At 40.1% G+C, this 17,243-nt stretch carries 22 protein-coding genes and 1 riboswitch; of the genes, 13 read left to right on the top strand and 9 right to left on the bottom strand.

From position 1 onward, the window contains the following. Window positions 1-119 precede the first annotated feature (119 nt). Complete coding sequence (locus tag P343_RS19820) at window positions 120-1,388, top strand: CYP152 family fatty-acid peroxygenase CypC (protein WP_023508424.1); 1,269 nt, start codon at window positions 120-122, stop codon at window positions 1,386-1,388. 93 nt (window positions 1,389-1,481) lie between these two features. Here the strand turns inward: P343_RS19820 and P343_RS19815 are convergent, their stop codons facing one another. Continuing rightward, window positions 1,482-1,811, bottom strand: coding sequence for a winged helix-turn-helix transcriptional regulator (locus P343_RS19815; RefSeq protein ID WP_023508423.1), 330 nt, complete (start codon window positions 1,809-1,811; stop codon window positions 1,482-1,484). 130 nt (window positions 1,812-1,941) lie between these two features. On the opposite strand from P343_RS19815, the gene P343_RS19810 reads away from it, so the two are divergent. Together P343_RS19810 and P343_RS19805 are read left to right on the top strand one after the other, a co-directional pair. After that, window positions 1,942-2,649 (top strand): SDR family oxidoreductase, encoded by a 708-nt coding sequence (locus P343_RS19810; RefSeq protein WP_023508422.1) that lies wholly within the window; start codon window positions 1,942-1,944, stop codon window positions 2,647-2,649. A gap of 37 nt (window positions 2,650-2,686) precedes the next feature. After that, entirely contained in the window at window positions 2,687-3,265 is a 579-nt protein-coding gene (locus P343_RS19805) for an NAD(P)H-dependent oxidoreductase (protein WP_023508421.1), read from the top strand. Window positions 3,266-3,396: 131 nt separating this feature from the next. On the opposite strand, the gene P343_RS19800 is transcribed toward P343_RS19805, so the two are convergent. Further along, window positions 3,397-3,969, bottom strand: a complete 573-nt coding sequence (locus P343_RS19800) for a hypothetical protein (protein ID WP_023508420.1) — start codon at window positions 3,967-3,969, stop codon at window positions 3,397-3,399. Between the two features lie 421 nt (window positions 3,970-4,390). Between P343_RS19800 and P343_RS19795 the strand changes: the two genes are divergently transcribed. Both P343_RS19795 and P343_RS19790 read left to right on the top strand, forming a co-directional pair. Beyond that, a complete protein-coding gene (locus P343_RS19795; RefSeq protein WP_023508419.1) occupies window positions 4,391-4,957 on the top strand; it encodes a TetR/AcrR family transcriptional regulator in 567 nt (188 codons plus the stop codon). A 45-nt stretch (window positions 4,958-5,002) separates the two neighbouring features. Next, entirely contained in the window at window positions 5,003-5,647 is a 645-nt protein-coding gene (locus tag P343_RS19790) for an alanyl-tRNA editing protein (RefSeq protein ID WP_023508418.1), read from the top strand. A 55-nt stretch (window positions 5,648-5,702) separates the two neighbouring features. Here P343_RS19790 and P343_RS19785 read toward each other — a convergent pair whose 3' ends face one another. Then, window positions 5,703-6,623 carry a DMT family transporter gene (locus P343_RS19785; protein WP_023508417.1) on the bottom strand — a complete coding sequence of 307 codons (921 nt, stop codon included), beginning with the start codon at window positions 6,621-6,623 and terminating at the stop codon, window positions 5,703-5,705. A 159-nt stretch (window positions 6,624-6,782) separates the two neighbouring features. Here P343_RS19785 and P343_RS19780 point away from each other — a divergent pair, with 159 nt between their 5' ends. Both P343_RS19780 and P343_RS19775 read left to right on the top strand, forming a co-directional pair. Beyond that, entirely contained in the window at window positions 6,783-8,057 is a 1,275-nt protein-coding gene (locus tag P343_RS19780; RefSeq protein ID WP_023508416.1) for an MDR family MFS transporter, read from the top strand. Between the two features lie 130 nt (window positions 8,058-8,187). Further along, on the top strand, window positions 8,188-8,490 hold the full coding sequence (locus P343_RS19775) for a rhodanese-like domain-containing protein (RefSeq protein WP_023508415.1): 303 nt from the start codon (window positions 8,188-8,190) through the stop codon (window positions 8,488-8,490). 451 nt (window positions 8,491-8,941) lie between these two features. Here P343_RS19775 and P343_RS19770 read toward each other — a convergent pair whose 3' ends face one another. Continuing rightward, window positions 8,942-9,622, bottom strand: coding sequence for a hypothetical protein (locus P343_RS19770; protein ID WP_023508413.1), 681 nt, complete (start codon window positions 9,620-9,622; stop codon window positions 8,942-8,944). A gap of 89 nt (window positions 9,623-9,711) precedes the next feature. Between P343_RS19770 and P343_RS19765 the strand changes: the two genes are divergently transcribed. Further along, window positions 9,712-10,227: a GNAT family N-acetyltransferase gene (locus P343_RS19765; protein WP_023508412.1), complete on the top strand. Its 516-nt coding sequence runs from the start codon at window positions 9,712-9,714 to the stop codon at window positions 10,225-10,227. Window positions 10,228-10,282: 55 nt separating this feature from the next. Here P343_RS19765 and P343_RS19760 read toward each other — a convergent pair whose 3' ends face one another. From P343_RS19760 to P343_RS0118360, 5 genes are all read right to left on the bottom strand, one after another. Further along, window positions 10,283-11,146 (bottom strand): hypothetical protein, encoded by an 864-nt coding sequence (locus tag P343_RS19760; RefSeq protein WP_023508411.1) that lies wholly within the window; start codon window positions 11,144-11,146, stop codon window positions 10,283-10,285. A 131-nt stretch (window positions 11,147-11,277) separates the two neighbouring features. Continuing rightward, the gene (locus P343_RS19755) at window positions 11,278-11,460 is read right to left on the bottom strand and encodes a Fur-regulated basic protein FbpA (protein WP_023508410.1); all 183 of its coding nucleotides are present in this window, start codon (window positions 11,458-11,460) and stop codon (window positions 11,278-11,280) included. A gap of 78 nt (window positions 11,461-11,538) precedes the next feature. Then, window positions 11,539-11,642, bottom strand: a riboswitch (SAM riboswitch). 78 nt (window positions 11,643-11,720) lie between these two features. Beyond that, entirely contained in the window at window positions 11,721-12,188 is a 468-nt protein-coding gene (locus P343_RS19750) for a methylated-DNA--[protein]-cysteine S-methyltransferase (protein ID WP_037593761.1), read from the bottom strand. Beyond that, on the bottom strand, window positions 12,181-13,098 hold the full coding sequence (locus tag P343_RS19745; RefSeq protein ID WP_023508408.1) for a DNA-3-methyladenine glycosylase family protein: 918 nt from the start codon (window positions 13,096-13,098) through the stop codon (window positions 12,181-12,183). Before P343_RS19745 ends, P343_RS19750 begins: the two co-directional genes overlap by 8 nt. Next, entirely contained in the window at window positions 13,098-13,670 is a 573-nt protein-coding gene (locus tag P343_RS0118360; RefSeq protein ID WP_031263481.1) for a bifunctional transcriptional activator/DNA repair enzyme AdaA, read from the bottom strand. Before P343_RS0118360 ends, P343_RS19745 begins: the two co-directional genes overlap by 1 nt. 208 nt (window positions 13,671-13,878) lie before the next feature. Here P343_RS0118360 and P343_RS19740 point away from each other — a divergent pair, with 208 nt between their 5' ends. The 5 genes from P343_RS19740 to P343_RS19720 all read left to right on the top strand — a co-directional run bounded on the left by P343_RS19740 (window position 13,879) and on the right by P343_RS19720 (window position 17,211). Further along, entirely contained in the window at window positions 13,879-14,691 is an 813-nt protein-coding gene (locus P343_RS19740) for a lipid II flippase Amj family protein (protein ID WP_023508406.1), read from the top strand. Window positions 14,692-14,801: 110 nt separating this feature from the next. Further along, window positions 14,802-15,260, top strand: a complete 459-nt coding sequence (locus P343_RS19735) for an HIT family protein (RefSeq protein WP_023508405.1) — start codon at window positions 14,802-14,804, stop codon at window positions 15,258-15,260. A 159-nt stretch (window positions 15,261-15,419) separates the two neighbouring features. Continuing rightward, on the top strand, window positions 15,420-16,226 hold the full coding sequence (locus P343_RS19730) for a hypothetical protein (protein WP_023508404.1): 807 nt from the start codon (window positions 15,420-15,422) through the stop codon (window positions 16,224-16,226). A gap of 59 nt (window positions 16,227-16,285) precedes the next feature. Continuing rightward, window positions 16,286-16,885, top strand: coding sequence for a GNAT family N-acetyltransferase (locus P343_RS19725; protein ID WP_023508403.1), 600 nt, complete (start codon window positions 16,286-16,288; stop codon window positions 16,883-16,885). Window positions 16,886-16,974: 89 nt separating this feature from the next. After that, on the top strand, window positions 16,975-17,211 hold the full coding sequence (locus tag P343_RS19720) for a DUF896 domain-containing protein (protein ID WP_023508402.1): 237 nt from the start codon (window positions 16,975-16,977) through the stop codon (window positions 17,209-17,211). The last annotated feature ends 32 nt before the right edge of the window (window positions 17,212-17,243 follow it).

The raw sequence follows: 17,243 nt of genomic DNA, 5'->3' as shown, positions 1-17,243 counted from the left end.
ATATATGAAAAACAGTCTTTGCATTACGGCGTGTGAATAATTCCAAGCGAATATGTACATACCGATACTATTAAAATTTGTGAATCAAAAGGCTGTCATATAAGGAGAAGATTAATCGAATGGACGGGAATCTAAAAGTTCAAATTCCACAAGATGAAGGTCTAGAAAAAAGTCTGTCTTTACTCTCTGAAGGTTATTTATTTATTCAAAACAGATGCAAACGGCTTCAGACTGATATTTTCCAGACACGATTATTTGCTCAAAATGTAATCTGTATGACAGGCAAGGAAGCGGCAGAGATCTTCTATGATAACGATAAATTTGAACGAAAGAAGGCCTTGCCTAAGAGAATTCAAAAAACGTTAACTGGTGAAAAAGGTGTTCAAAGCTTAGACGGACATGAACATCAGCATCGAAAGCACATGTTCATGTCTTTAATGAGCGATGAACGTTTAAAGGATATCGTTGATTTAACAAAAAAACAGTGGGAAATAGCGATTGTAAAATGGCAAACAGTGGATCAGGTGGTCCTTTTCGATGAGGTTCAAGAGATGCTATGTAGAATTTCTTGTCAATGGGCGGGTGTTCCACTAAGAGAAGATGAAGTCAAGCAAAGGGCGGACGATTTAGGAAAAATGGTTGATGGGTTTGGGGCAGTCGGTCCAAGGCATTGGCAAGGAAAAGGTGCTCGGACGCGATCTGAACAATGGATCGAAGAGATCGTTGAAAAGATACGAAGCGGAGAATTTAACCCGCCAAAAGAAACAGCAGCATACACGATTGCATGGCATCAGGAACTGAATGGGCAACTACTGGAAACCAATATTGCCGCAGTTGAATTACTGAACATTTTGAGGCCGATTGTTGCGATTGCGACCTATATTGTCTTTGGCGCACATGCACTCCACGAACATCCGGAATACGTTGAGAAACTTCAGCACGGTGAAGGGCAATTTGTTCAACAGTTTGTACAGGAAATCCGGCGTTTTTATCCGTTTACTCCTTTCGTCGGAGCCCGGGTAAGACATGACTTTACCTGGAAACAACATCCATTCAATAGAGAAACGTTGGTTTTGCTTGATATTTATGGAATGAATCACGATCCGCGTATTTGGGAGCAGCCTGATGTATTCAATCCGGAACGCTTTAACGATTGGAAAGGCGGGAATTTTGACTTTATTCCACAGGGCGGGGGTGACCGTTATCGTGGTCATCGCTGTGCTGGAGAATGGTTAACCATAAACGTAATGGAAGCTAGTTTGAACTATTTAGCCAATCAGATTGAATATGAACTACCCATTCAGGACCTAAGCATCAATCTATCAAGAATACCCACCTTACCAAAGAGCAGATTCGTCATCAGTAAAGTTAGCCGAAGAGCACGTTGAAAAGGCCTTACCAACGAATTATTTTATCACAATCCAAAAGGGAACCAGAGCGATTTTTTCACTCTGGTTCCTATTTTTCATGAAACCTACCGCTTATTTTTGTAAGGTGATCCCAAATTTCTTGAGTTCCAAAAAGATAGGCTCCAGCTTCTTACCGAAATCCGTTAATGAATATTCGACACGAGGGGGAACTTCCGCATATACCCTTTTCGAAATAATCTTTGATTCTTCGAGCAGCTTTAATTTAGCAGACAAGGTTCTCGGGCTGATGCCCTCCAAATTTTTCAGTATCTGATTATATCTTAGTGTTCCATCGATCATCAACTCGCGAATAATTAAAAAAGACCACTTTGTACCGATTAAGTTAAGTGATGCTTCAATCGGACAATTCTGTGATGAATCTCGGGTTAATTTTGTGAACATCAGAAATCCCTCCAATTCACTGATAAGATCATTTTATACAAAAAGTATACTTACTTCAATAAAAATCCATACTTTACTTAGTATATTAATGGGACGATAATAACATCATCACGTAAGGAGGGGCAAATACATGAAGAATGAACGTGTCGTCATTATCGGAGGAAGTTCAGGTATCGGTTTTGAAATTGCAAAATTAGCCGTGCAAAAGGAAGCAGAAGTGATTATTGCTGGTAGGACGATAAACAAATTAAAGGCTGCACAGAAACAGCTTGGGAATGTAACCTATTATTCTCTTGATGTTGAAGACGAAGCCGCCGTTAAGGACTTTTTTGCGAAAATCGGAGAAATAAATCATCTTGCTGTTCCAGCAGCAAAAACAGGAGGCGGTAAATTCTTAGAAACAGAAACCATAACTGCCCGCCAACTTTTTGACAATAAATTCTGGGGACAATATTATGCCGCGAAATATGGAGCGCCTAACATTCGGAAAGGCGGATCAATTGTGTTGTTTTCTGGAGTCGTCGCTTTCAAGCATATGATTGGAGCTTCAGCGCTCGGGGCGTTAAATGCAGCGATTGCGAATCTGGGCCAGACATTGGCACTGGAATTAGCTCCAATCCGTGTGAATGTTATTTCGCCTGGCATTATCGACACACCGGCACGCGCGTCAATGAATGAAAGTGATAGAGCCGCGTACTACCAGAATGTAGCGGCACAACTACCTGTGGAAAGAGTTGGTTTGCCTGAAGATGTTGCCAAGAGCGCCATTCATGCAATGGAAAATGGCTTTATGACGGGGAACATTATTCATGTTGATGGAGGACATCACCTCATCTAATTTGTGTACTATGATGAAAAATTTTGGAGGGCTGGCAATGGGAAAACAAACGGTATTTATTATTAATGGTACAGACAATCAATACGACTATGCATCCAAAGGAGAACTAAACACCTTATTAGCCGAAACAGCAGCGGATTATCTTAAAGACAATGGTTTTGAACTGTTGAAAACAACGGTTAAAGATGGTTATGAGGTAAAGGAAGAAGATGAGAAATGGGGGAAAGCGGATGTTGTTCTATTCCAATTCCCTATATACTGGTTCGGGGCACCGGCAGTTTTAAAACGCTATTTTGAAGATATTTATAACGGTAAACAGTTTTATAAGGGGGGAACTGAATACGGCAGAGGCGGATTGCTTACAGGAAAGAGCTATTTAGTATCAACAACTTGGAATGCCCCAATTGAGGTCTTTAACAATCCGGCTTCATTTTTTAACGGGCAGTCGGTGGATGAGGTACTCTCGGCGTTCCATTACACCCACGAGTTTATTGGCTTAAAAAAACTGCCAAGTATTTCTTTCAACGATGTGGTTAAGAATCCTGACGCCACTTCTTATGTTCAGCAACTTAAAGATCATTTGAAAAATGTATTCGTAGCTCTAAATCAGAAATAATCGTAAAGGATGCTCGGGTTAAGTCCAGGCATCCTTTTTAAGTTTGGATTTCATTACGTTATTTTCACGATCATGATTGATTGCGTAAAAAAATCGAGACAATTCTCTTGTCCCGATTTATTTTCGGTGTCTTATGCCCATCCAAGAATACTGGAAAGGAGTGAAAGAGAGAGCAAGGTGCCCATTACACTTGCTGAAATTACTGCCATAACCCGAGTCTTGCCACTGGTTCCGGGTACAATCGACCGTATATATAAAATTAATCCTACGATGACGAACAAGCCTTCTAATAGAATGCTAATAACCGGGTATCTCCACAGGCCAAGGCCTAATAGAGGAAAGTTACCGATATTAGCTGGGAATATAGGCAAATCAATACGGTGGACGAGTAAATCAAGAATCCAATGACTGAAAACAACTGATCCAATAATGACTCCGCCTTTACGTCCCCAGAGACGAGCAGCCAAGAACCCGAAAATCAGAGAGATAAGCAGCGCACCGATTAAAGAATGGGTGTAGTCTGCGTGAATAACCGCTTCGCCGTATCCTCCGTTTCCAACAGGGACGATGGTCTCAACTCCAGTTAACAATAAAGGTACAAAGAGTATATCAAGTAATTGTGTGCTCAGCATAAGCGCCCATAAAGGCACTTGAGGGGTTTTTGCTTTTACACCGGATGCCAATGCAAAATGTCCTGCAAACATTTAATTTTCCCCTTTCCGTTTACGGACTTTTGAATCTAACCAACCACTGACAAATATAAAAAGTACCAATAAGATAAGAAAGCTCATCTTCATTCCAACTCCCGTCCTATTTATGATTGATTGACCACCAACTGGTTTACTGTCGCCAAAACCTAATTGAATTGAACGACGTAACCGTGAATTAAGCTTATCTGTATAACTAACATAATTAGAATATAAACTAATGTTATTAGTTTGTCAACGCATCATTTACCTTTTCTGTTGAAAGTATCTGTTATTATATTTTGCTTGAGCTTTCTTCACAAAACTTACTTAGTTAGTTATAATGCTAATTAAAATAGTGATATGATGAAAATATAAGATCATTCTTTTACTATCAAATCGATTAAATCATCTTTGAAAGAAAGCTGAGCGGTGAAAAATGAGAGAAAAGATTACCAGACAAGCAATTCTCCAAGTCAGTGAGGAAATTGTGAATCAGGAGGGCTATGAATCGCTTACATTAGCTAAACTTGCAAAAGTATTAAAAATAAAGACACCTTCTCTTTATAATCATATCTCGAACTTAAATGATCTAAGAAATGAACTGGCTGTGCATGCATTGAAGCAACTTTCCCATCAGATCATGATGTCGGCAGTAGGAAAAGCAGGTGATGTGGCACTAAAGTCGATTGGACTGGCAGACATTCATTTTATGAGTGAGAATCCGGGGCTGTATGATGCAATGTTAAGAGCACCAGATCCCCAAAATGAGGAAATAGAAAAAATCAGCTCGGAAATTATTTCTATGCTGTTACGTGTATTAGAGCCATACCATTTGAGTGAAGAGCACGCGATTCATATCATTAGAGGTTTGCGAGCCCTATCGCATGGATTTAACACCCTTGAGAGACGAGGCGGCTTTAATATGAATGTTCCTTTGGAAGATTCGATTTCGGTTGCCTTTGATACTTTCATTAAGGGCATGATTACGACATTGAAGAAATAAAGTGACTGAAGTACTTAAGAACCGCGTTCAAAGGGAGGGTAACCAATGCCAGTAAGGAAATTATTTTGGGAAAATCCGTACTTAACTGAAACTGAAGCAAAAATAACTAGTGTTCATGATCAGACGATAACAGTTGATCAAACCATTGCTTATGCTTTTAATGGCGGTCAGCAATCCGACTCGGGGACAATTGGCGGATATGAAATAATAGAGGCACGAAAAGACAGCAAAGAAATTTATTATGAACTGGAACCCAATCATTCGTTGGAATCAGGCGATGACGTCACGGTCAAGATTGATTGGGAAAAGAGGTATAAATTAATGCGTCTCCATTTTGCGGCCGAACTTGTGCTGGAAAATGTATATCAAAATTATAACCATCCTGAAAAAATCGGAGCGAATATTACCGCTGATAAGGCACGTGTCGATTTTTACTGGGATGGGAACATCTCGAATATTTTTCCAGAACTGGAAAATAAGGTTAACGAAATGATTCAATCAAATCTTGAGATCATCAGTGCGTTCAGTGATGAAGAAAAACAAAGAAGGTACTGGGAAATTAAAGGATTTTCCAGGGTTCCATGCGGAGGAACGCATATTAAAAAAACAGGTGAAGTCGGACCAATCCTGTTGAAAAGAAGAAATTTAGGTAAGGGCAAGGAGCGTATAGAAATCTATTTGACCGATTGATGAGAGTAAACCAAAAAACAGTGATGTAAAAGGGCTAATCTTTTACATCACTGTTTTATTTTTTTGTTAAAAAGATCGAAATACCGACGAAAATCACGAAGATGCCGATCCCTTGCTGAAGGGTAATACCCTGCCCGAGAATAAAATAGGCGAGGATGCATGTTCCGACAGGTTCACCAACAATACTCATAGAAATGGTTGATGTATTCAACCATTTGAGTAGCCAATTAAAAATCGTTTGACCTAAAATCGTGGAGATGAGAGCAAGACCAATGAACCAAACCCAATTATCTGAAGCGTATCCGGTCAATGAAAAGCCATAAAACATTGAATAGCCAAGAAGAAAGAAAGCACTGCTTCCGTAGCCGATAATGGAGTAGGGAACAAGTGATAGCTCCTTCCGAAGACTTTGCCCGAGCAAGAAATAACCGGTGATGACGCCTGCGGCGATTAATGCGAGTACATCGCCAAAGAAAGCAGTTCCACTGACCTGAAAGTCTTGCCATCCGATAATCACGCTTCCGGCAATTGCCAAGAGTCCGCCAAAAAATGAACGGCGGGTTAATTTCTCACCAAAAAGAAAATAGCCCCCAATAAAAGCGAACAACGGCTGCAACGTGACAAGCACCGTCGAGCTTGCAACAGACGTGAAGCGCAGCGATTCAAACCATAGGGTGTAGTGGGCAGCGAGAAATACGCCTGATAATACCCCAAGCAGCCATTGCTTTTTTGACAGCTTTTTCAACTCATGCCAGTTCGCCTTCTTTAACAATAGAAATGGCATGAGAATAAGCGCTGAGAACAGCATGCGATATCCGGCGATAATCGTTGAAGGAGCATCGGAAAGCTTGACAAAAATTGCTGATGTGGAAAGTGCAAAAGCGGCAAAAAATAAAATTATGTATAGAAAATTACGGTTAATGGATGTCAGTGAACTCACTCCAGCAACTAGTTTAGCTGAACAAATACTTGGCATATTCATCCTACCATAAATGTTCTGTTTTCATGATCATCTTTTTTTGAAAAAAGTTACAATTGATAACATTTAATGATATACTATTTGCTCTTGGGAACTCATTTAAGAAAGCAATATACATATTGTCAGATGTTTCTGTTGGCGGAAAGAAGGCATATTATGAGATTCAGAGACTTTCACAAAAATATTAAAATTAGAATCATTGAAACCTTTACCAGCCGTTTTGTCGGCGGCATGATCTTCCCTTTTATGACCATTTACTTAGCCGCACATTTTGGGGCCAAAACGACTGGACTACTGTTATTAATCAATATTTTCATTGGCGTTGCCAATTCATTTCTAGGTGGTTATTTGTCAGACCAGTTCGGACGGAAAAAAGTGATGTTTTGGGCGGAATGCGCAAGGTTTGCAGCTTTTTTCATGATGATGGTCAGCAACTCACCGTTCTTTGAGTCACCGTCGATCACTTTCATGATGATGATCATCAACAGTATTTGCTGGGGTATGGCCGGACCGGCGAATGACGCCATGATGATTGATGTGAGCACACCCGAGCAGCGCAAGCTGATGTATTCGATAACCTACTGGGCGAACAATTTATCAATTGCCATAGGTGGGATTCTTGGGGCATTACTCTTTCAGCACTATCTTTTTGAATTATTCGTTGCCTTATGTGTTGTTGAAATCGGTGTTGTGATTCTTGTCGCCTTTTTTATTGAAGAAAGTCATGCGAAGCAGCAAAGTAATGGAATGGCTCTGCACCAGCATTTTTATCAGATATTTAAAAGTTACCAAAGGGTTTTTCGGGATAAACTCTTTATCGTTTTTGTCATTGCTGGAGTTCTTGTCTTCTCGATGGAACTACAATTAACGAATTACATCGGAATCCGGCTGAGTGAGCATATGCCCACTCAATATTTATTGTTCTGGCCGGTCAACGGATTAACCATGATGGGTATTCTGCGCAGTGAGAATACACTCTTGGTTGCCTTGCTTGTGTTGTTTGTTTCCAAAGTTAGTCACTTGCTGAAGGATAAAACGACCTTGGTAATCAGCTGCATGTTGTTTTCAGTTGGTTATGGTGTATTATCCTACTCCAATAATGTCTGGCTGCTGGTCAGTTTCATGATTGTTCTGACCATCGGTGAAGTATTCCGGGTACCTGTCGAGCAATCGTACGCAGCCGCTATTCCACCGGAAAATGCGAGAAGTATATATATGGCAATAAACGGGCTGAAATATAATCTTGCGATGCTGATTGCATCATTGACCATCACAATTGGCACTTATCTGACGCCACTCGCCACTTCACTCATCATCACTGCAATCGGTCTGGGTGGAACAGGATTGTACTTTGTGATAATTCCTTATGTTGAGCGAAGGATTCATTTAAGAAATCAACCGGACTATTCGGAACAGGGTATAGAAATTTAGGTACATACAAAAACATCAAGTCATGAGTGTGACATATTTTACATCGCTGCATAATCGCGGTAAATTAATAGACAAGACCTGCTAAGAAACGCTGGTCTGACGCATGATAAATCAAAAAGGAGAAGTGGCCATGTTTGAAGAGATTTCGCCGTATGAAGTAGAGTTACTCTTGGCACAAGATAAGGCTGACAGCATCATCGATGTCAGAGAAGCAGATGAGTTTGAAAGCGGCCATATCCCTGGCGCAGTCAATATTTCAGTAAATGTGATTCAGTCCAGCATAAATCAAATCGACAAGGGAAACGAACATATCATTGTCTGCCATTCAGGAGGCAGAAGCGGGGTCGCTTGTACCATTCTGGCTTCCTACGGATATAATGTGAAAAATATGACCGGAGGAATGCTCGAGTGGACAGGGGAGATTGAGTATTAATTTGGAACAAGAATGGAGATAAAGTTTGTGAATGTTGGAGATGGAGCTCAAGAAAGATCGAAACCTCCGAACTAGAAAAAGTCGAGCAGGAAACGGCATCCGTTTCCTGCTCGACTTTTTTACAAGAGGAAAGAAAGTGAAAAAATTTGGACTTAGTCACTAGGGTGATCGGCGTTACTTCGCCGTGATTTAGGTTCAAAAACGAAAGTGCGAGACTCCTGCGGGACTAGTATTGTTGATGCGAGCCAGGGGAGACCCCGCAGACAGCGGGTTGACCGAGGAGGCTCCCGGATCGCCCGCGGCCGCCTCTGTTGATGCGAGCAACTGAAGTGTCATTGAAGCACAAGTTTGGTGAATTAAAGCCGTATAAAGAGTGAACGACAAGGACCAGGGGTAGCCTGGTTTTTCTAAGCCTATATAAAGATGATCACCAATCATTTATTTTGTAGATTCACTTCGATTTCCGATCCGTACTCCATATATATGGACAAAGCAATGCCGGATTTTCAGGTGATACATAGGTGCAGATTTGGTTTGCTTCGCTTTTCGTTATTTTTTTGTTGAATCGTTGAGACAGCCATTTCTCCAGATGAGAATCAAAAAGAACAGCGCTGTTCTCCATATTTGCAAATTTGTAGTTAAAATCTAGTACAAGAATCAAGAATAAGAAATTTGCTTTTTTATCACTAATCCCAGTTACTTCCTTGATATTTGATACAAAAATAGTATAATTCAAAGAATTATTCAAAAAGTGATCTGAAGAAAGATACTTTGTCTCAATAATTGTTGACAGAGACAAAATATAATCCGTAATTTTCTGAGGAAATCGGTGAAGAGCCGGTTTTTGCGCAATCGCAGTTCTGATGGATTCTATATGTTCAATAATCCATCCCGGATTTAAATGGTCAGTGCCAATTCTCTGACTGAGTTCATAGGGCAGGTTCCAGGCAATCTCTGATTTTACTGATTGATCGGCAATCACAGCAATGAGCAAGGCAAAGCTGTTGTGCTCAACGAGTCTTCTGCTCTCTGGCGACATATTAATCGAATCCAGCATAGATTGAGGCCTTGAATCCTGAAAATTAGTCTGTAGTTCGTTTAGCACTCCTGATGGGAGCGTATCGATGCTCATGAGTTTACCTCCAGTATTTTTTATTGCCTGATAAAATTATAATCTAATAACTTTGACGAAGGAAATAATTGCGTAAAAGAGGGATTTGTATGTATCAATTGGTTGAACCTACGCTGGACTTAGAAAACAATTTCATAGATTACATCAGCGAATGGGAGAAAGCGGGGGATAGGATCGTTCCTTCCGCTACCAATCGTTGTGGAAAAGCATTTAGCGAATTAATTCGAGAGTGGTGCATTGATAAAACAAACGCGCCTTATAAAAAAGGCTTTGTTCCCGCCTCCTTGTACTTTTTGATTGATGAGCACAAGAAAATATTGGGGGCAATTCAGGTTAGACATGAATTAAATGAATCCTTATTGGATTACGGTGGGCATATCGGATATGGTATCAGGCCTTCGGAACGTCGGAAAGGGCTTGCAACAAAAATGCTGGCGATGGCACTTGAAAAAGCTCGAGTGCTTGGGATCCAGCGTGTTTTGATCACCTGCGATAAAAATAATCGAGGTTCAGCTCGGACAATCATGAACAATGGCGGCGTTCTGGAAAATGAAATTGCTCATGAAGACAGAATCACGCAAAGATACTGGATCCAACTAGATTAAAGAAAGAGATGGCCACCTTTTTTGGTCATCTCTTTCTTTAATCTTTTACTACATGTTATTTTACAGAAACGGCAGCTGCCAAAAGGGACATTGGATTTTCAATTCCAGATAATTCGTAGATTATTTTCCCATCCTGCCATCTGACCATGCTTTGGCGGTTATCGGTATACAATTGGATGACACCATATTGATGTGGGATGGGCAACGTATGCCTTTCAAGATAGGCAACAACTTTTCTTGCGAGTGTTTTTCCATTTTCGGCATCTGCAGTCGGTGAGAGAACCATGAGTGTCCAGCGTCCTTCATTCCAAGAAATGCCAGCAGTCCCCGCCCCCGCATCCGCATAACCTGTAATGGAATAACCGAGATCTACAGCCTGACCATCTGATTTTCCATAGGCATGAAATGTAATTTGTTTTGCCGTCTCGGTACTGCTGGCATAACCAATGGCTTTAATTATGGTCACGGTTTTCGCTTTGGTGAGCGTTTTGTTATTCACTTGAATAGGAGTATTCGTCTGTTTAAAAGTTACTGTGTATCCCGGTGAATCCTTTTTAACAATAGCCGAAATATATTTTCCTTTTTCGACGGGTAGTGTCTGTGGAAGACGAACTTGATTCTGACTTTTCAAGAGCGATCTTGTATCCTTGAGTACCTGCTGCAAAGATCCGGTTTTGACCGCTGATGCGCTGCTGTTTACTTTCCCGGCAGATGAGTTGCTATTTCCACTCTGAATGCTTGATCCATTGCTACTGGTTCCATTTGATGACTTGCCTGCCTTGGATGATGAATAACTCTTATCGTTGGAGGAAGATTGGTCGGCACCATAGTTGGGTGATTTACTTTGATAACTTTGCGCGCAACCAGTGATCAGGATACAGGTGAGCATAAGTGTGATCACAATAATTAAGTTCTTCATGGTCATACCTCCTTTTTGTGTTGATGGCACGGTTAAACAGTTAAGCCCTGCATCAAACCTCTGGACAAGGTATACACCATAACTATTCCCTTATTAAATAATTTGGAAACGTTGAGATGACCAGATATCAGTTATCCTGAAGCTTTTTCGTGATAATGTGCGTGTAATTGAACCGTTTTGTATTCATGTTCCAACTTCGTCAAGCTTACTTCAAAAAGTTGTTTTCCATCAATTTTGAACACATCCGCATCAATAAGCTGATCAATTAGTTTTTGACGTTTATTTTCTATTGTTTGACGCAATGATTGATTCATTTAACCACAACCTTCTTATGAAAAAATAAAAGCCTCTCTCCAAAGTTAAGAAGAGAAGGCGTTGTGTTTGTTCCTCTCGACTTATCTTCAAAGCAATACGCTTATTGGAATTAGCACCGTATCTTAAGTGACCGGTTGCTGAGGTTTCATCGGGCCAATCCCTCCACCTCTCTAGATAAGCAGAACCAATATTTGATTGGTTTTATTATAATCCAAATTAATCACAGCTGTCAACTATGATATAAAAACATGATTCAGCGCTATTTGAACTTTTCTTCATGCTGAAGCAGCCATTTTTTTCGCCACAAACCACCAGCGTATCCTGTAAGTTTCCCATCCGATCCTATAACTCGGTGACATGGGATAACGATACTAATCTTGTTCTTGCCGTTCGTCATTCCAACTGCTCGCACTGCTTTTTCATTCCCGATAGAAGCTGCAATCTCCTTATAGGAACGTGTTTGTGCGTAAGGTACTTCCGTTAATGCGTGCCATACGGATTTTTGAAACAAGGTGCCGTCAAGAATATAAGGAATGGTAAATTCTTGGCGCATTCCGCTGAAATATTCATCAAGCTGAAAATGGCAAGTCAATAATACGCTTGGCGTCTCGTTTTCACGAAGATACTGCGGATTGCTGCGTTCAACAAACATAATTGAATAGATTCCGTCAGCATTTCCCGTTATTTCAATCACGCCAATCGGTGACACATAGTCAAGTTTATGCATGGTGTTCATAAAGCAACCTCCATAAGTAAAACGTAGCATAAGCATACCATCCGTCCCATGCTGCGGCCATTTCTTTGACTTCAGCAATGCTCTGTTTGTGCTCAAGCCCCAGATGAATTTTTAAAGCGTTGTGAAGGCCGACATCCGCTATTGGAAAAGCATTGGCGCGATGGAGACATCTCATCATGACCAAATCGGCAGTCCAAGCACCAATACCACGGATGCTCATTAACAAATTTCGAATCTCATCGTCGTCTTGCTTTGTAAGAAGGGTATTTCTTGTCCATTGATATTGCGCCAACGTTTTGGCGACGCCAATGATGTATTCAGCTTTTCGAACAGAAAACTGAAGTGCCCTTAAATCTTCAACATCAAGAGAGGCAATCGTCTTATAAGAAGGAAATAACCAATAGTTCTCATTATCAAATGTAAGTGATTCCCCATAATGATAAACAAACTTTTTTTTCAATTTATAAGCAAAAGTTAAATTGATTTGCTGACCGGTAATGGCCCAGGCTATTGCTTCGAACAAATCCGGAATACCCACAATCCTAAGTCCGTAAAAGTTATCAATAAGCGGTTTAAGCACCTTATCCCAAGCAGCAAAATCATAAAATTCACCTAAATTACTTTCGAAATCGAACCAGTCCCATACATAGGCTGCCGTCTTTTCTCGAATGGATGAAGATGGAGATTTCCCTAGAAATTCAACATTTAGCATTTTTTGCTTCATTCCTATTTTCAGTAAAACCAATTCGTCATCCAATTTAATCAGTTTATATAAGTGATCGCCTTTTATTCGGTGTGACACCTCCTGATCGGATCGAGCTAAAAATACCAGACATTCCGAAAAGTCGAAGGGCTCAGGTGGATAAATTTCAATATAAGAATCATGATCGAGCCAGCTCATTATGGTCGGTCCTCGTTGAGTAAATGGCGATATTCGCTTGGCGTACAATTTTTGAGACGACGGAAAACCCGATAGAAATTAGAAGGGCTCTGGAATCCCGTTTCATAACAAATCTCCAAATTGGTCTTTAGACTGTTTCTTAAATAATGTGAGGCTTTGTCTACTCTTATTTTCTCCAGATAGCTGCGCGGTGTCTCTGCCGTTTCGCGCTTGAATAATCGCTCTAGATAAAAGGAACTGATACCCACGTGATCAGCGATATCCTGCAGGATAAAAGGCTGTTTATAATGATTGATCAGGAAGGTAATGACGCTGTTGACCACGCCTAAATCTGGAGAATGAGTAGTATCCGGCCGGCATCTTTTGCAAGCGCGATACCCCGCGTTCTCCACTTCTTGGATATCTTGATAGAACGCTACATTGATTTTTTTCGGTTTTCTAGATCGGCAGGAAGGACGGCAGTAGATCTTTGTTGTCTTGACTGCTGTGAAAAATACGCCGTCATAGGCTCGATCACAAGCCAGAACCTTTTCCCACATTTCATCAAAAGAAAGATTAATTTTCTCAGGCATGTATTTCACGTCCTTTGAAGGTGCTAAAAAAGAGAATACGACATATTCTGTTTCTTTATTGTAACAAATTAAAGCCGATGTTTTCGTCCTCATTCTTGCGCTTATGGTCGAGGAGAAGATGTTTCGCAAAGATGAGGTGAACAGCAGTTTTCCAAAACTGTTCAGATGGTATAGAATAGTGAAAAGCAAATGATAAGGAGTCATCTGGATGCCACTTATAACAGGTAAGCTGATGATAGTTGCAATTCTCTTGATGGTGGTTACAGCCATCGAAACACTTGCTTATGCCACGCGAATTTCCGGAGCGAGAGTGAAGTTAATGGCTACAGCGATTTCTTTATTCAGTACCATGGTGATTATTTCAAGATTTTCAACGATGTTTCAACAGCCACTTACAGCAAAGCTCATTGCTGATGCCCCCGTAAAATTTAAGTTCACATTCGTAGAGGATCAATATCGGATTTTGATTGGTGTCATTTCCATAGGAGTTATCTTAGGTATTATACTTTTTCCTACATTTATCGGTATATTTTCTCGAGCCATTGTGCAGCTATCTAAAGAAAGAGGATCTATTATTTCACTCGTGAGTAAATGGTTTAATCTGAAGGGAATGAAGAGCCTTCGTCTTTATGTTCGTTTACCACGTATATATGATCTTAAAGGCATCACCTATAAAACGATACCCAAGAGACTTTTTGTAGTTAACGTAGCCATTACCGCAATCTATACTGTAGGTGTTCTCGCTGCCTTATACGCATCACTTCTTGTACCAGAGTACGCACAAGCAGCAGCTATGTCTTCAGGAATTATTAATGGCGTGGCGACGATCTTACTCACTCTTTTTATTGATCCTCAGGCATCCGTGCTCGCTGATCGAGTAGTAAAGAAAGAATGCAACTATATCTATTTAAAAAGTTACTCATTAACGATGATCAGTTCCAAATTTGTCGGAACTTTGGTTGCACAGGTAATCTTCATCCCCGCCGCATATTATGTGGCTTGGTTTGCAAAATTACTGTAAAAAATACTTGCTAGTAGCTGGAATAATAAAGGTACGGGTAAAAGAAACAGAGAAAATATGAATCTTATTTGAGCAGTTTATGTTTTGAAAACAAGTTGGAGGTTGTACATATGGACTGGAGAGAAAACAGAATCGAATCAGCAAAGAATGGAACAAATCCAATGGTTTTAGCAGAAATGAAAAGCGGGTATGCAGTAATCGGAGATACTCAATTTTTGCCTGGATATTGTGTGTTACTCCCTAAGAGAGAAGTATCTAGTCTTAATGATTTAACAATCCCCGAACGTGCACAATTTTTAACGGATATGAGCTTAATTGGTGATGCGATCATTAATGTTTGTCACCCTGTTCGTGTAAATTACGATATATTGGGTAACACAGATGCATTTTTACATGCACATGTTTTTCCGAGGTATGATTGGGAAAAGGAAGAAAGAAGAAAGATGCCGGTTTGGCTATACGATTCTTCAAACTGGTTTGACGAGGAAAAACATTTTAGCATTGAAAAACACGGAAAGTTAAAAGAAGAACTGACAAAATATTTATCAGCTATTTATGAAAATAAATGAATCAGACTTCTTAATTCGAATGAAGTAAAACTATAAAATGGCAAATTCATCTTCAAGTAAGCAGTACGGAAAAATTCTTAAACATAATTCGAAGTATTGCTAATAAAGAGATTGAAGAAAGATTTGCATCTGCACTCCTTAAATAAGGAGAGGACTCTATTGAAAGTTAACACTGAAATTGTTAAACACTATTTGAATGGCATATCGTCAAGTGATTATTCAGATTCATGGATCTTCCATTCCATTGAGGAAGGACAGTATTTGTTTGAAGAACCAGATCCAGAGCAAATACCAATCATCACGCAAACAGTTGAGGAGATTCAGACACAATTGGATCCATTTCTCCCCTTTAATCAAGATCTGTGGGACACACTTTTTCCCATGGCCGCAAGTAGACTCCAAAAAGTAACCATTCAATTAGTCGTTGGCTGTCCTTCTCCCTATGGGGCAATGGTTAGAACAGGCCCGGACGGATCTGAAACGATTATTTTTGATTTGATTAGAATGTCTTGTTACAAAAGTGCACAGAATGATGTTTCTGAAATCATTCGTAAAATGTTGACTCATGAGTGTGCACATCTTTTGCTGCATCAGGATTATCCGGAGTCAGAAGCAAATACATACAGAGAAAAATTAAGTTACCTTCTTTTTGATGAGGGGCTCGCTCATTTTCTGGCAATGGATGAACAAGTGAACAATTATGATTGGACAAGTTCGGAAACACTTGAGCGGAAAGAAAAAGCATTCCATGATTTTTCTGAGGCATATAAAGAAGAGAATTCCGATCAACAAAAACAAAACTTGATCAATGCCTGTGCAGGTGCGTTTTGGGATAAATTTGCTTGTATTGCCGGAATGTTTTGGTTTGCGGATATTTATCAAATGAATAGAAGAGCAGGAATCAAATCTGCTTATCAAAAGGGCTGGATTAACTTTTCGAATGAATTATTAAAGAAGGTGGGGTAATCTATGTATAATTGCTCATTTTTTGGTGTGATTTTGTGTTTAGGAAAGGAAGTGAAAATATGCTGATCAGAAATTATCAAGATGCTGATGAAGAAGGGTGGTTGCGTTGCCGTATTCTATCATTTTTACATACCGCCTACTTTGATAATGTATTGCAGAAGAAGGAAACATACACAAATCCTTCAATTGAACTGGTGGCTGTTGAATCAGGACAGGTCGTTGGCTTGCTTGACATTGAATATGAAGATGTATCTGGAACTGTTTGCACACTTTGCTCGGGTAGAGGAGGCATGATCTGGAATTTGGCTGTCCATCCGGATTACCAAAGAAAAGGAATTGGTGCACTTCTACTTGCAGAAGCAGAAAGAAAGCTTAAGACTCTAGGAATCTTTGAAATAGAAGCTTGGACCAGAGATGATCAATGGGTGAACGGCTGGTATCAGAAAAATGGTTTTACTCAGATGGAAAGCTATCTTCATGTATTTATTACTGGAGAAAAGGTGAGTAACTTTGTTCAATCATCCATTTCCAATTTGGAACCTGTTGTTGTGGAAGCACACTATTCAGGCAACGAAAAAGAGAAAATCTGGAAAACTTTTGACCGTGTGCATGACTGTAATGGGTATTATAAGCAATTAACACCAGCTCTGGACAATTGAAGTCATTGGAATTAGTCACGTATCTATGCGATAATGCTACAAGGCTATTAAAAAAGGTATTGATTCATTGAAGGAGAGAGCAGGAAGTAATGAGTAAGTTGATTGATGAAATTAACCGGCTGGCCAGATTATCTCGGGAACGACCATTAAACGCCCAAGAGCGAAAAAGACAGGCTGAGCTCCGCCAGCAATATCTGGACAATTTTCGAAATAGGTTCAAACAACAGCTCGCCCAAATTAAAGTTGTGGATTCAAAGGGCAACAACATTACCCCGAGAAATGCTAAATTAATGAGAAAATCAATGAATGCTAACAAAAAAAACTGACCGTCTCATTACCTGCTGACGGCCAGTTTTCT

Origin of the sequence: Sporolactobacillus laevolacticus DSM 442 (assembly GCF_000497245.1) — a bacterium.
Taxonomy (GTDB): Bacteria; Bacillota; Bacilli; order Bacillales; family Sporolactobacillaceae; genus Sporolactobacillus; species Sporolactobacillus laevolacticus.
The sequence above is the reverse complement of the archived record's forward strand: the minus strand, read 5'-3'. Positions and strand labels throughout refer to the sequence as shown.